At 70.8% G+C, this 13,655-nt stretch carries 13 protein-coding genes; 7 read left to right on the forward strand and 6 right to left on the reverse strand.

Annotated features, from left to right (window positions below; translation table 11 throughout):
* The first annotated feature begins 500 nt into the window (after positions 1-500).
* Positions 501-1,373 carry a hypothetical protein gene (locus ACFZBU_RS47180; protein WP_391590008.1) on the forward strand — a complete coding sequence of 291 codons (873 nt, stop codon included), beginning with the start codon at positions 501-503 and terminating at the stop codon, positions 1,371-1,373.
* 275 nt (positions 1,374-1,648) lie between these two features.
* On the opposite strand, the gene ACFZBU_RS47185 is transcribed toward ACFZBU_RS47180, so the two are convergent.
* The 4 genes from ACFZBU_RS47185 to ACFZBU_RS47200 all read right to left on the reverse strand — a co-directional run bounded on the left by ACFZBU_RS47185 (position 1,649) and on the right by ACFZBU_RS47200 (position 4,821).
* Positions 1,649-2,239, reverse strand: coding sequence for a hypothetical protein (locus ACFZBU_RS47185; protein WP_391590009.1), 591 nt, complete (start codon positions 2,237-2,239; stop codon positions 1,649-1,651).
* Between the two features lie 734 nt (positions 2,240-2,973).
* Entirely contained in the window at positions 2,974-3,522 is a 549-nt protein-coding gene (locus ACFZBU_RS47190; protein ID WP_391590010.1) for a TetR/AcrR family transcriptional regulator, read from the reverse strand.
* A 26-nt stretch (positions 3,523-3,548) separates the two neighbouring features.
* Complete coding sequence (locus ACFZBU_RS47195; RefSeq protein WP_391590011.1) at positions 3,549-4,019, reverse strand: nuclear transport factor 2 family protein; 471 nt, start codon at positions 4,017-4,019, stop codon at positions 3,549-3,551.
* Between the two features lie 292 nt (positions 4,020-4,311).
* On the reverse strand, positions 4,312-4,821 hold the full coding sequence (locus tag ACFZBU_RS47200) for a hypothetical protein (RefSeq protein WP_391590012.1): 510 nt from the start codon (positions 4,819-4,821) through the stop codon (positions 4,312-4,314).
* A 131-nt stretch (positions 4,822-4,952) separates the two neighbouring features.
* Here ACFZBU_RS47200 and ACFZBU_RS47205 point away from each other — a divergent pair, with 131 nt between their 5' ends.
* The 3 genes from ACFZBU_RS47205 (at position 4,953) to ACFZBU_RS47215 (ending at position 8,152) form a co-directional block, all read left to right on the forward strand.
* Positions 4,953-7,112: a transposase gene (locus tag ACFZBU_RS47205; protein WP_391590013.1), complete on the forward strand. Its 2,160-nt coding sequence runs from the start codon at positions 4,953-4,955 to the stop codon at positions 7,110-7,112.
* Between the two features lie 358 nt (positions 7,113-7,470).
* The gene (locus tag ACFZBU_RS47210; protein ID WP_391590014.1) at positions 7,471-7,869 is read left to right on the forward strand and encodes a TniB family NTP-binding protein; all 399 of its coding nucleotides are present in this window, start codon (positions 7,471-7,473) and stop codon (positions 7,867-7,869) included.
* Between the two features lie 13 nt (positions 7,870-7,882).
* The gene (locus ACFZBU_RS47215) at positions 7,883-8,152 is read left to right on the forward strand and encodes a hypothetical protein (RefSeq protein WP_391590015.1); all 270 of its coding nucleotides are present in this window, start codon (positions 7,883-7,885) and stop codon (positions 8,150-8,152) included.
* A gap of 810 nt (positions 8,153-8,962) precedes the next feature.
* On the opposite strand, the gene ACFZBU_RS47220 is transcribed toward ACFZBU_RS47215, so the two are convergent.
* The gene (locus ACFZBU_RS47220) at positions 8,963-9,475 is read right to left on the reverse strand and encodes a MarR family transcriptional regulator (protein ID WP_391590016.1); all 513 of its coding nucleotides are present in this window, start codon (positions 9,473-9,475) and stop codon (positions 8,963-8,965) included.
* 459 nt (positions 9,476-9,934) lie between these two features.
* On the opposite strand from ACFZBU_RS47220, the gene ACFZBU_RS47225 reads away from it, so the two are divergent.
* The 3 genes from ACFZBU_RS47225 to ACFZBU_RS47235 all read left to right on the forward strand — a co-directional run bounded on the left by ACFZBU_RS47225 (position 9,935) and on the right by ACFZBU_RS47235 (position 12,687).
* Complete coding sequence (locus ACFZBU_RS47225; protein ID WP_391590017.1) at positions 9,935-10,222, forward strand: hypothetical protein; 288 nt, start codon at positions 9,935-9,937, stop codon at positions 10,220-10,222.
* Positions 10,223-10,741: 519 nt separating this feature from the next.
* Positions 10,742-11,740 carry a phage/plasmid primase, P4 family gene (locus ACFZBU_RS47230; protein ID WP_391590018.1) on the forward strand — a complete coding sequence of 333 codons (999 nt, stop codon included), beginning with the start codon at positions 10,742-10,744 and terminating at the stop codon, positions 11,738-11,740.
* Between the two features lie 611 nt (positions 11,741-12,351).
* Positions 12,352-12,687: a hypothetical protein gene (locus ACFZBU_RS47235; protein ID WP_391590019.1), complete on the forward strand. Its 336-nt coding sequence runs from the start codon at positions 12,352-12,354 to the stop codon at positions 12,685-12,687.
* Between the two features lie 113 nt (positions 12,688-12,800).
* Here the strand turns inward: ACFZBU_RS47235 and ACFZBU_RS47240 are convergent, their stop codons facing one another.
* Positions 12,801-13,418, reverse strand: coding sequence for a hypothetical protein (locus ACFZBU_RS47240; protein WP_391590020.1), 618 nt, complete (start codon positions 13,416-13,418; stop codon positions 12,801-12,803).
* Positions 13,419-13,655: the final 237 nt, after the last annotated feature.

Below are 13,655 nucleotides of genomic sequence, written 5' to 3' on the forward strand. Positions count from 1 at the left end.
GCTTCAACGTGTGGGTCACACCGCCGGCTGCGCGAAGGGGGTATTTCGGGTGCCACCCCTTCAACAAGCACGCCATCAACGTGTTGCACGGCCTCCAGTTCGAAAACAGGTACTGACCACGCTCGGCACACGCTGGAGACAGCCGACAGATCAGCCGAAGCCGAACGCGTAGTCGCAAGGGCCACCCACCGCTCGAACGCACCAAGGACCGACCGCACCGGGGATGGAGCGCGCCCGGGAAGGAGGTACGGGAAACCCGACACCGGTCGATACGGCTTCCTGTCACCGCATATTCGGGAAAATGTCACCATGATCAGCCACGAAAAACCCCTCTGACCAGCAGAGAACACCCCGACACCCGATGACACACGAAACCGAACAACCCACCGACACCCCCACCGAACCTCACATCGTCGTTTCCCTCGACGCGGCGGTCTATCGGATGCACTCTTGAAAGGCCGTTGCGCGCACTGGTTGTGACGTGTGTTCGGGAGGCGTTGATGGGCGTCTGGGGCGTGTCCATCGTGGTGCTCGGAGGATTGACGGCGATCGCACTCGTGCCGTCCGTGCGTCTGCTGCGGGCCCGGAGAGCGCGAAACCTCGCCGAAAAGGCGGTGGTCGAGCGCCTGATCGCCGCAGGACCGGGCGTGTACGAAGCGGTGCACTACGCCTCGGTCCCGAGCTGGTCGACCGTCGACGAGATCGTACTCGGCCGGCTCCATCACCAGGATCGGGTGCACGTGTCCCGGGAGGGCCTGATCACCTTCGCGACGTCGGGGGCCGAATCCCCGATGCCGGAGGACCCCCTCCTGGCGGCCGCCCTCGCCGCGGTGCGAAGGCGACCCGACGGCATCGGCCTGTACGAACTCCGCGAGGACGACGCCTATCGCGCCGCCGAGCGAACCCACGCGCCCCGGCCGGTCGAGACGTACTTCGCAACCGACACGCCGACGCGGCGTACCCCCCTGCGGGACGGCATGCAATCGGTGATCTTCCCCTGGTCGGCGGGAGTCATCGCCTACCTGACATGGTTGCTGTCGTGGGACACGGCCCACGCCGTCCGGTCGGTGCTGTTGATCGTGCTGATCCCCGTCCCCGCCGCCATGGTCACGACGGCGCTGCTCGTCGAAACGTGGCCGCCCCGCCTTCGGCCCTGGGTCAAGATGCTTCGGGACCACTGCGACGAGGTGGTGCTTCGGGAGACACGTGATCTCGACCCCGCGATCGCAACGGCGGTGCGACGGCGTCGCGAGCGTCCTCTCTCCGACGCGAACGATTGCTCATCGTGCACTTCGGGCTGCTTCGTCGGCTGCGGCGGACCCTCCCCCGAACCGCCCGCGCCCCAGGACCCTCCGATGACATGCGCATGGTAGGGGGCACGGGAAATCGTCGACGGGAATCGTGCGACCCCAACCGAACGGCGGGTAGACCCCCCGAACGGGCATGGCGGGCGGCCAACGCATTCGCTACTCGCCCGCATCACAACAGGAAAACACGACAGCCGGAGGGCACGGTCGGCCGACCACCCACACCGCCCGGCTCGGGCAGGACACGCGCCCGGGCACGCGCGGGTGGGCTTTCACCGGGCAGTGGCCTGCGGGCCCGGGTCGGGGGCACCGGGGCATAGCACGCCCGGGACACCGCCGGCTCACGCGGCTGCGGCCAGGCGGACGGCGTGCGCCACCAGCGCGGCCGCGGCGGACCGACGCAACGGCACACCCCACGAGACGGTGGTGACACGGTCGTTGCGGCGCAGCACGCCGCGGCCGTCCTCGTACGCGAGGGTGACACCGCGCAGGCCGGGCAGCCGCTCGGGAACCACCGTGGCGGGTCCCGACGGGGACACGGCAAGGTCGGCGGCCAGGTGCCGAAGGTGGTGTGCGTCGTGGTCGCACGGTCCGTGACAGACGACCCCGGCCGGCCGGGGGCCTTCCGGCGTTTCGTACAGGGCGTGGCGTGTACCGGTGCCCGGCCGCCTTCCGTGTACGACCGCCGTCGCGGCGGCGGGATTGTCGCGGGTCAGCCAGAACGCCTGGCCGTCGTCGTCGTGCCACGCCCAGCCGATACGGACGCCGGGGGTGCGGCGAACCTCCTGCCACGTCGCCGGGATCGCCGTCCGCTCGTCGGGCCACGCGTACAGGTCGAGCGTGCCGCGGCCCGAGGCCGGATCCGCCCACATCGCCCCCGGCGTCGGCGGCAGGGGCCGCACGCGGGCCAGGAACACCGCAACGCCCGCCATTCCAGCCCGCCTTCCCGCGCCAGGACACGGGCCTGCACCGGGCATCGCCCGCACCACCCCGGCGCCAGGCGGTGACAGCGTTCGTACCCTCCCCAGCAACGCATGCTCACCGCCGTACGCCTGCATGGTCAGGCCGGCGCCTGCGTCGACGACCCGGCGCCTGGGCACACCGTCGGCGGCGAAGACGTCGGAACCCGGCTGGACCGGCAACGACTCAGCGGCGCGAACCTGACACCGGCGCAGCGGGCGGCGCTGTCGGGTGTGGGTGTGGAAGTCGACGTCGGCGAGCGGGAGGAGCAGTCGGCGACGTCGGCGAGCGGGAGGAGCAGTCGGCGACGTCGGCGAGCGGGAGGAGCAGTCGGCGACGTCGGCGGCAGGGGCGGCGCGGCGGACCGGTGGACCCACACCCCCGCAGCGGCCGCGTTCCGGGACCGGAGGGACACCTCCTCGCCGGAGCACCCCGTCCACGGGTTTTCCCAACGGAACCGACCATCCGTCCCAGATCCTGCAAAACCACAGCCCACAGACCCGACAAAGCCGAGCAAGACAGCAAAACCCAGGCCACGCAGCCAAGATCCAAAATCCCGGATCCTGCAAGCCCAACGGTCAACACACGATCAAACGACAAGAACTTTCAAAACAGCCGGGACGGAGCAACCAGTACGCGCCGTGACTGCGGCCGGCGTCCGGCACGCGGAACCCGGGGCCGTCGGCGCCGAACTGCCGGTGACGGGTCATCGTGCGGTGAGGACGTGCGCCCACGGCTCGTCGATGTCGGCCAGGCCCAGCACGGCGACCACGTTGTCGAGCATTCCGGCGCCGAACCAGTGCCGCACGGCGTCGTCGTCGCCCAGGAGCTGTCGAACGGTGGCGACCTGTTTGGCGTAGCACCGGCGTACGGCCTGCCCCACGAGCGGCTCGCCGGCGGCGCAGTTCGCGTGCATGAGGAAACGCAGGATGCTCCGGTCCGCGACGAGCGCGGCGTAGGCGTCACGCGCGGCGCCCAGCGCCTCCTCCGGCTCCGGCCCGGCCCCACCTGATGCCGGGGCGTGGGCGACCAGCGTGTCGGTCATGACGACCGACACGTGGTCGACCACCGCCGCGAACAGGGCTTCCTTGTTGGGGTACAGGCGATACAGGTACGGCTGGGAGACGCCGGCCCACTCGGCGATCTCGTGCGTCGTCGTCCCGTAGAACCCCTTTTGCGCGAAGCAGTCGACCGCGGCGGCCATGATGGCCCGGCGTCGTTCGTCGCTCTTGGTGCTGGTACCGGCGGCAGGCATGGGCGTCAGTCCAACATGGCCTGGGGTCAGGCGCCAAACGTGACGCTGCGGTCGGAGGCGGCCGGCACCTCGGAGGGTGTGAGGGCCTCGATCGCGACCAGGGGGTTCCAGTAGTCCAGGTAGTGGGTGATGCGTGCGTCGTCGTCGGTGCGGACGACCGAGATGCAGGTCTGCTCGTACGGCTTGCCGGTGGGCAGCGCCGTGCCCGTCGAGCGGAATTCCGCGACCACGAGACTCGGATCGACCGTGTCGTGGAACACGAGGTCGACGAACCTGACGTCGAAGGTCTCGGGGAAGCCGCGCATGTGGGCGAGCAGGGCGTCTCGCCCGATGACCTGCTTCGGCACGCCGTCCGGGGCGTACGGAAACTCGAGTACCGCGTCCGGGGCGAACAGCTTCACCCACTCCTCGGTGTCTCCCGCGGCGGTGAGGCGCAGGTGCTCGGCCACGGCGTGCTGGGCAACGGCGCGGCGGGCGTCGTCTTCCGTGCGTGTCATGCTCACTCCTATGTTAGTGGTCGACCGATAACCTACTACGGCCGCGATCGGTGTGGGTGGTCGGTGTGCATGGTCAGCCTGCCGACACCGGTCTCACGCCTCGTTCATCACCCTGCGGCAGCCGATCGGTCACCTCACGTCAGCCGGCGATACAGGGATCCGAACCACCGGTACACGCACTCCGTCGATTACCGTCGCCGACGACCAACCACCGCCATGACACCGACCATTCACACGCCACGACAACCACCAGGCACCCCCGACAGGCCACCCGGACGCCCTCCTGCGGCCCTCACGCCCGGATCCGCCGCCACCAACCCACCAGCCGGCACAACGCCCCACAGCGCCATCGACAAGCCCGACGCCCGATCAACAACCCGACCCGAAAGTCGTAAGGAAAACCCGACGGGAAACCGAAAGGCACCACAGGAACCGCCACGCCCGCGACCCCGATTCGCCTCAACCACGCCATGGCCCGCCGACCAGGGTCGGTCGCGAGCACGTCGACCTCCCCCGCGTGCGTCCACGGGTTCTCGACGGCGTCGACGATGTTCGGATCGGAGGCCAGGCGCAGTTGCGCGGGTCGGAACTCGCCGGGGCCGGGTGTGGTGTAGCCCAGAACCACGACCCGAAGACGAGTCCCGGCCGGATACCAGCCGTCCGTGTCCCGCCACGCCGGCTCCGCGTACTCCGGTTCCAGCAGGCCGACCTCGCCGTTCGGCATCTCGACCATCATTCCGAAGGGGCGGTGACGGACCACGACCGCCTCCACCACCGCGCCCCGCGAGTACCCGTTCGCCATCGCCACCGGTCCCCCAGCCCTCGTCGGAATCCCTCGCCGTACGATCCGCGAACGCCGCGACGACCCTGGGACGGTCCCGGAAGGGAATCCTCAATCGCGACGCGCAGCAGGTCGTCGCTCTGGAGGGTCCGGTGGTGCGGCTGGTGGACGAGCGGGGTGTGGTCGCGTCGATGCTGGTCGGGTACCTGTGCGCGGCCCCGGACTTCGCGCTGGTGGGCGCGGCGCCCGTGGCGGGGGTGCCGCGGTGGGGGTTGTTCGAGGCGGTGCCGTTGCGAGAGCGCGAGCGGGTGCTCGCGTGGCAGCGGCACATCCACGAGATCGAGTGCGGGTTGCCGGACGGCCCGGGCGGTGTGGGGGTGGCGCGTGCGCAGTACGGCCCGGGTCGGTCCATGGCGGAGCGGGAGCGGGCCAAGGCCGAGGAGATGCGGGCGTCGGGGTGGGCGGTGAGTGTGGCGACGGTACAGCGGATGCGCGGCCGCTATCGGCGGCAGGGATTGTGGGAGCTGGTCGACAAGCGCACCACGCGCGGCGCGAGTGCGACCGGGCGCAGCGACGAGCCGATGGTGGTGGCCGTGTTGGAGGCGTTGCGGCGGCAGCGGGGGCGGTCGAAGGGGACGGTGGAGGGGTTGCGGCGGTTGGCCGGGGAGATCCTGGACCGGGCGCACGGGCCGGGCGTGGTGGCCTTGCCGTCGCGGGCGACGTTCTATCGGTTGGTGAACGCTCTGGCCGATCCGGCGGAGTTGCCGGGGCGGCCGGCGCGGACCGCGAGCGCGACGACGCCGCCGTTCGCTCCCGTGGGCGCGTCGCGGCCGGGTGAGCAGGTCCAGGACGACACCACCCGCCTGGACGTGATGGCCGCCCTGGACGACGGCCGGTTGGGGCGGCCGGAGTTGACGATCGCGGTGGACGTGGCAACGCGGAACATCGTGGCGGCGGTGCTGCGGCCGGCCGGTACCAAGGCGGTCGACGCCGCCTCGCTGCTCGCGGAAATGGCCGTGCCGCATCCGACGCGCCCGCACTGGCCCGAGGCGTTGGAGCTGTCGCGGGCGAGCGTGCCCTACGAACGACTGGCGGCGATCGATGGGCGGTTGGAGGGCGCGGCGGCGAGGCCGGTGATCGTGCCGGAGACGATCGTGGTCGACCGGGGCCGGGTGTTCGTGTCGGAGGCGTTTGTGGCGGCGTGCGAGACGTTGGGGGTGAGCGTGCAGCCCGCTCCGCCGCGCAGGCCCGCGGCGAAAGGAGCGGTGGAGCGGACGTTCGGCGCGATCAACACGCTGTTCTGTCAGTACGTGGCCGGGTACACGGGCTCGAACACGACCGTGCGCGGGCACGGTGTGGAGGACGAGGCGTGTTGGACGGTGCCGCAGTTGCAGGAGTTGCTCGACGAATGGATCGTCTGCGGGTGGCAGAGCCGGCCCCACGAGGGACTGCGACACCCGATGACGCCCGGGGCGGCGCTGACGCCGAACGAGATGTGGGGCGCGTTGGTGGGGGCGTGCGGGTATGTGCCGGTGCCGCTCACGGGGCGGGATTATGTGGAGTTGCTGCCGGTGCGGTGGCATCGGGTCACCGACCGCGGGATCCGTATCGACCACCGCACCTACGACCATCCGGTCCTGGGGGCGTGTCGGGGACGATCCTCGGGAGTGGTCGCGCGGCAGGGGAAGTGGGAGGTCCACCACAACCCCCACGACGGCCGCCAGGTGTGGATCCGTTTGCCCGGCGGGGAGTTCGCCGAGGTGCCGTGGATCCACCGCGACCACGTGAACGCCCCGTTCGACGTCCACGCGTGGAGACACGTGAGGGAGAGCGTCGAACGACGCGGGGACCGTGAGCGGCACGAAGCCGACCTCGCAGAGGCCCTCGCGGCGCTCCTGCGCGAGGTCCGCCCCGCCGCGGGGCCCGCCCGCGGCGAGAGCAGTGAACGCAAGGGCACGGCGGCGGGTCGGGCGGTTCCCGGAGCGCGCCGCGTCGTGGGGCAGGCGGGAAGCGGGCACGACGGGCGGGCCGCGAACTCGGCGAGTGTCACGGGATTCGCCTTCCCGGGGCGGGCACCGGGCGCGGCGGCAGCCGACGGTACCGGCGCCGGCGCCGGTGTTGGTGTTGGTGTTGGTGTTGGTGTTGGTGTTGGTGTGGAGAGTCCGGATGACCTCGACCTCGACGACGGCGACGAGTTCTTCGGCGAGGACACGGACTCCGACTCCGAGGCGGGGTCGGGTGGGGTGTCCGGCGGAGGGGGCGGTGGCGGGTTCGGGTTGTACGACGCGCACGCCGAGGCCGAACTGTGGTGACCGGCACGGAGGCGGCGGACGGGCGCCGGCCGTCGCCGGCGACGTAGGACGGCTTCCGGGACTTCGTCGACCGGCCGCCCGTCACACCGCCCGAAGCGGGCGCGGCCGAGCGCGGGATGGAGGAACGGCTGGCGTATCACTCGCGGTTCGCGGTCGTGCGCACCCCGACCATCGACGCGATCTCGCGGACGGTGCGCACCCTGATGATCCTCGGTCGCCACCGGGACACCGGCGCCCGGCCGTGTGTGATCGCCGGCGGGCCGCCGACCACGGGCAGGACCACCGCGCTGCTGCAGGTGGGTCGGGCGTGCCACCTCGCCGAGGCCGCCCGACGCGGCCGGGGGGGGTGGAGGGGTGGGTGCCGGTGGCGTACATCCTGGTCCCACCCGGAGCAAGCGCGAAGGCCTTGGCCGGCGAGTTCGCCCGCTTCCTCGGGGTTCCGGTGACCGCGAGGACGACCCAGGCGCAGATCGTCGACGCCGTGTGCCACACCTATCGCGAGGCGGGGGTGAGGCTGGTCGCGATCGACGAGATCCACCGCCTCAACCCGCGCACCACGACGGGGGCGGAAGCCGTCGACCTGTTGAAAGACCTCACCGAACGCATCGGCGCGACGTTCGTGTACGCGGGCATCGACGTCACGGCGACCGCTTTGTTCAGTGGTGTGCGGGGGGGCGCAACTCGCCGGGCGCGCCACGGTCGTCGACTGCGGGCCGGTCCCCCTCGCCGACGGGGGCGGGCGGACGCCGTTCCGTGACCTGGTCGCGGCCATGGAGGCGTGTCTGGACCTGCGGGCACACCGGGCGGGGACACTGCCCCGCGCGGCGTCGTATCTCCACGCCCGCACCGGCGGACGCATCGGCAGCCTCGCCCGCCTCGTGCGCCAGGCCGCGATCGCAGCGATCCTCGACGGCACCGAGAAAATCACCAAAGGCGGCCTCGACGCCATCGTCTTGGACCACACCGCCGAAGACCACTACCGGCCCCGAGCCGGCGGACGCGTCCGCACCGGCGGCCGCACACGCCGACACGACACGTGAAGGCGACCAAGGCGGTCCCGGAGTCGGCCCCGGGGTCGAAGTCGGGGTCGAGGTCGGGAGGACTCGCGCGACACGACGACAAGGACCCGCGGGGCCCGGCCGCCGAACCCGCGCCACGGGATCGGACCGGCACACGAGCGGGCGCGTTCCGTGTCGCGCCCCTGCCCCACGAGTCCACCGCCTCCTGGGTCGGCCGCGTCGCGGCGACGTATCGGCAGAGCGTGCCCGAGTTGCCGGACGGCATCGGCATCACCACCACGGGCGCGCGGGGCGCCGACGACTGCGACACGACCGAGATCCACCTCGACGACGCCGCGTGGCACCGACTCCCCGTCTTCACCCGAGTCCCCCGCCACCACCTCGCGCGAGCACTCCCCCACCTCGAACGGCCACGGAACCGGAACCCGGCCCGAACACCGGACACCGTCGGGACAACTGTCGGGGCGACCGGGGCCGGCATCGCCGCGTGGCACCGGCCCGACCCGTACGAACAACCCTCGTGGGCGTGCCCGTGGTGCACCCTGCGCCACACCCGCGGCGCCACCGCGCGGGCACGGGCGTACCTGCCCGCCCACCGCGTGTGGTGCCCGCGGCACGCGTGTTGGAGCACCGGCGGACCCCGGCCGCGGCTCCTGGACACCCGGGGTGTGCCCGAACTCGCCCACACACACCGGGAACACCGAAGGCTCCTGCGCCGGCCGAACGCGAACACCGCCTACACGTGGGCACAGGCGATCGTCACCCGCTGGTACGACCACGAGCTGTATCCCACCGGCCGGTGGCGGGCACGACGACACCGCCTGGCCACCTTCAACCGAGACCACACGCCGACGCGGTGTCGTGTACGGCCTCGCCGGGTGCGGGCGCGGCCGGGGCGGTGGTGTCCTCCTTCGTCGCCGTGGGTTCGCCGTCCTGTGCGGGTTCGCCGTCCTCGGGCGCGGGCGTCCGTGTGCCCGGGGCCGCGTCGTCGTGCGCATCCCGCATCTGCGTCGCGTCGTTGGCCTCGGTCGCCTCGGGTGCGGGGTCGACAGCGGCGTCGGCGACGGTGCTGTTCGTGTCGGCGGTCGCGTCCGGGTCCGGGTCGGCGGTGGGCGCGGGCGTGGTGTGCCAGCGGGTGGGCTGCGGCTTACCGTCGACGCGCGGGGTGGTTTCGCGGCGTACCGCGCCCCGGGCCTCCAGTTCGGCCAGGAGCTTGGTGACGGTGGAGCGGCCCAGGCCGGTGGCCTCGGACAGGCCCGGTGCGGTGAACCCGCCCTCGGGGGCGGTGTCGGCGAGGGCCGTGCGCAGGCGTTCGGCGGCGGACGTGCGGGTGTTCTCGGGCATGGTGGGGTCCCTGTCTCGACGGTGCGGATGGGCCCCCGGCCGGGGTGGCCCGGCGCGTGGCCTACGCGGTGTCCCGGGCTTGGCTCCATGGACGCTCTGCCCTGCCCGCAGAGTCAAGTCGCCTTCCCCGCCAAGCATTTCGTCGCGGCCGAGTCCGGGCGGGTGTTGTCCGCCGTGACCCGTCTCCGGATTCGCCATGGGAGATGCCGGCGGATCGATGGAATGTCGCGGATTCCCGGCCCGCCGTCATGATCGGCTCATGGGCCTTGACGGTGGTGATCGCGTTGCCTGCGGGAATCCTTCTCGAGACCGGAGCGCACTGGCTGCGTTCCCGTCGCGCGCAGGAAGACGCGATCGAGAGGCATCCCTGGCAGGTCTGGCCCTGCCGGATGGAGGACGTCCACGGCACCAGTCCGCGCCGCGCCCAGGTCCTCCGGCCCCTATGAGTTCGGTCGACCTGTGCGGCGTGTGCTGCTTCTGGGCCCCGACGGCCGAGCGGTTCGCCGCTACCTCACGGTCATTCCGGACGACGTATGGCCTTCGACCACCGACGGACTCGGTGCGCTGTGGATCTGCGGCGACCTACGCTCGGCCATCGTGTTCGCCACCCCTGGCGCCGCCACGTGCTGGCCGGGCATCCCCGAGCCCTCCACACCGAGTACACACCGCGACCCGGAGTTCAACTCGGACGTGATCAGCACCATCGCCCGAGAGGCCGGAGCAGCGGCAGCGCTCGAATGGTTCTGACCACCGCAGCCATGGTGTTCGCGACGGCATGACGCGGTCGAGGTGCGCGATCGCCGATCGCCGCCGGGCACGGTCTCGACGACAACTGCGCACCTGCCTGGTGACACGTCTCGTGTCATCGCCACCGACATCCCATGTCGTTTCGCTGTTGTCGGCTGTGAACCGCGTGGCACACGACGGCAGAGGCGCGGGTAACGCGTGTTACCCCGAGTAACACGCGCCGTTACCCTCGCAGGTCACCGCTCCGGGCGGGCGTCGACGGGGGTGTCGGCGGGTGGTCGTTGAGCCAGGCGCGCAGGTGGACGGCGCGGTCCTGTTTCAGGCGCAGGGTGCGGCGGATCAGGCGGATCAGGCGGATGGACGCGGGGCGTCCGGTCTCGGTACGGGTGTGTTGGTCCAGGCGCCACGCGGCCAGGTAGAGGAAGCACGAAACCGAACTCGCCCGACTTCAGGGGCACCGCTTGGTCGTGTGCTCCGAGGTCAACCAGGACGCCCGTTTCGACGAGGCCCGGGGCCCGGATGAAGCTCTTGACGGGCGGCGACACGCTCACCGCGAGGTTCATGCGGCAGGACCATTTCACGTTCACGCCGACCCACCACCTGTGGCTCATGGGCAACCACCAGCCCCAGGTACGTGCCGGTGGCGACTCGTTCTGGCGCCGGCTCCGACTTGTTCCCTTCACCCGCACCGTGCCACCCGGGCAGGCAATCGAGAACCTGTCCACAATCCTCGTCGCCGAGGAAGGCCCCGGCATCCTGGCGTGGATCGTGGCCGGCGCCAGCGCCGTGTTCCGCCCCGGCGGCGGCCTCGCCGAGCCCGAGTCCGTCATGGCCGCAACACGCGTATACGCGGCCGAGGAGGACGCCCTGGGGCGGTTCCTCGGCGAGTGCTGCCACTTCGGTGGTGGCGACCACGTCCGCACCGAGACCAAGGTTCTGCGCGCCTCCTACGAACGCTGGTGCCACGCCGAGGGCGAAACGCCCATTGCCCCAAGCCCGTTCGGGCGCGAGCTCAAGCAGCGCGGCATCACCTCAAAGATTGACAGCAGAACAGCAGATGTGTACATGACGACCCCCGCGCGCACATGCGCATACGCGGGAGTGACGAACGACCGAAACGCAAGTTGCTGTTCTGCTGTCATGCCGTTCTGCCAGCCCCGGGCGGTGCCCGACGACGCGCCGCCCGGCCTGGCTCGACGACCGCGACCCCCGCACAAACAAGGTCCGCGTCGTGCCCTGCCCGGTCCCATGCGACGACGAACCCGAGTTGTTCCGACGGCGTCATGCTCTGGCCAGCGGCCGAGCGCGCCGCCGCAATTGGCCGCATCCTCGACACCCACGTCCTTGGCCGAAATCACCGTGCTGCGTGGCGATCGGGAACGAGCCGACGCCGCAGAGACCGCGCTCGCGCCCGAACGCGCGGTCGTCGCCGAGTGGATCCGCGCTGCAAACGACGGCGAAGGCAAGGACGTTGACGACCTGATGTACGCACTGGAGCACGCGCACGACACCCCCTGACACGCCGACGGCCCGCCCGACATGAAGCCCATGGCCAACCGCGACCACCCGATCGTCGGCGAACACCACTGCCCCGGACCCGCACCGCCCCCGGTGCCCGAGCCCGAACCCGACCGCCTGTCCGGGCGGGCCGAGGCCCCAGGCGCCCACACCGTACGACCGCAGGAGCAACCAGTGAAGAGCACCGATATCGACATTGACACGCCGCCGGCCGACGTCATCGCCGAGCACTGGGCTGACCTGCGCGCAGCATCGACGCCCGGCACCCGGCGACCGCGGGCCAGCCACATCGGGCGGCACCTCGCCGACGCGATAGCCGAGCGGGACCGGATCGAGCGCGCCGAACGGTCGACCCTCGGCCGCGGCGCCTCCCCGGCCGCCGCCGACCTGTCCGCCGTCCAGGTCGCGCGCGTCGCCGAACAAGCCCTGCCCTACGTCGAGTCCGAGGCCCGCGCCGCCCTCGGCCTGACCATGTACAGCCGGCCCACCGGCAACCCGCTCACCGTGCCGGCGGCCTGCCGAGACCTCGCGATCTACCGAGACTGGCTCGGCGGCGACCAGGTCCGATGGGTTGATGCGACGCTTCGTCCGTCGCCCGCCGGGTCGTCGCCGTGCTCGGCCTCGGCGACGACCGCCCGCTCACCCTGCTCCAACCGTGTCCCTGGTGCCGGTCCGCGCTGGTCGTACACGCGGCACACGCTCTCGGCCCGCATGTCGAGTGCACCGGTCGCATCGACGTATGCGAGGCGCCGTGCACCACCTGGGTCCAGGGCCGGCCGATGTGGCGGTGGAACGACCTTGCAGCGCTCGGGCAGGCCCTCGACGCACCGATGCAGCAGGACGGGCCGGCCCTGGTCGACGACGCCGAACGCGGACGGCGTGCACCACACCTCACCACGGCCGAGCAGGACCGGATGCGGGCCGAACTGACACCCGGCGCCGCCTGATCAGTTGCGATGCACGCGATCACGATCTCACCTAATCGAAGTTATCCACAGCTTGTGATTCCGGCATGCCCGGATACACCCCCGAGCCAAGCGGCCCGGGGTTGTCGCGGATTTTAGTAGTGCGGCACAACCCAGAACGCTTCGAGCCACCTAGCCTCGCCCGTGGTGCCGATTGTGATGTCCGACAGCACTCCCGTGCCCACCCAGTTCGGGTTGTTCATGATGTGACCCGCGCCCTCGAACGTGCCGTTGGTCGACCGGAAGTTAATCGCCTCGATTGCCGGTCCAGCCGTACCGGGTGCCCCGAACCTGATCGTGTAGTTACTCACAACCGTCTTCCAACTGCCCCAGCCCATCCCGGCGAAGTGAACCCTGACTTGAGCCTGCATGACCGTTGGCGCCATGAAGATGAACTCCACCGATTCAAGCGGCTCGCCCAGTCCCGTGGTTCCCGTGAAGCCCGACTCTGCCGGGCTGCACAGAAAACGGTTCATGCCCACATTGCGAGTTTCAGACGAATAACAAAGATTTACGGTAGAACTGGCCGACTGCTGCCGTTTAGCAAGTATCTCCGGCGGTACCGGTCCTGTGCTGAAGAGCGCATCGGCAGCAGCGCTACTCGGGGTGACGGGGGGTGGACTCGGTTCGGCCGCCTGCGCGGTCGGCGCGAGGCCAAATGCAGCCATCGCAACGACCGCTAGCGAAACGACTGCTTTCACGCGGATTCTCATGATTTCCTCCTCTGGCGGCTCGGGTCAGCCGCGCATAGGAATTCAACTGTCTGAACAATCCGCTGGAACATGATCTTTTGAGCCTGGATCACGCAATGTTCGGCTCGAAACCTCGGCAACCTTTTGGCCAACTCGTTTGTCCGCCCGCGCTTCCCCAGCGCCGCCCACCGCATGCCTGCGGACCTCCCGATCGGCGGGCCGAGTTCGGTCCCGGCGTACAACCTCCCGACCGTGCCG

Origin of the sequence: Embleya sp. NPDC008237, assembly GCF_042956465.1 — a bacterium.
Lineage (GTDB): Bacteria > Actinomycetota > Actinomycetes > Streptomycetales > Streptomycetaceae > Embleya.

Coding starts and splice junctions, on each gene's coding strand:
- ACFZBU_RS47230 (WP_391590018.1), top strand. CDS start 10,742: ATGAAGCTCTTGACGGGCGGCGACACGCTCACCGCGAGGTTCATGCGG.
- ACFZBU_RS47215 (WP_391590015.1), top strand. CDS start 7,883: ATGGAGGCGTGTCTGGACCTGCGGGCACACCGGGCGGGGACACTGCCC.
- ACFZBU_RS47180 (WP_391590008.1), top strand. CDS start 501: ATGGGCGTCTGGGGCGTGTCCATCGTGGTGCTCGGAGGATTGACGGCG.
- ACFZBU_RS47200 (WP_391590012.1), bottom strand. CDS start 4,821: ATGGCGAACGGGTACTCGCGGGGCGCGGTGGTGGAGGCGGTCGTGGTC.
- ACFZBU_RS47195 (WP_391590011.1), bottom strand. CDS start 4,019: ATGACACGCACGGAAGACGACGCCCGCCGCGCCGTTGCCCAGCACGCC.
- ACFZBU_RS47240 (WP_391590020.1), bottom strand. CDS start 13,418: ATGAGAATCCGCGTGAAAGCAGTCGTTTCGCTAGCGGTCGTTGCGATG.
- ACFZBU_RS47220 (WP_391590016.1), bottom strand. CDS start 9,475: ATGCCCGAGAACACCCGCACGTCCGCCGCCGAACGCCTGCGCACGGCC.
- ACFZBU_RS47185 (WP_391590009.1), bottom strand. CDS start 2,239: ATGGCGGGCGTTGCGGTGTTCCTGGCCCGCGTGCGGCCCCTGCCGCCG.
- ACFZBU_RS47190 (WP_391590010.1), bottom strand. CDS start 3,522: ATGCCTGCCGCCGGTACCAGCACCAAGAGCGACGAACGACGCCGGGCC.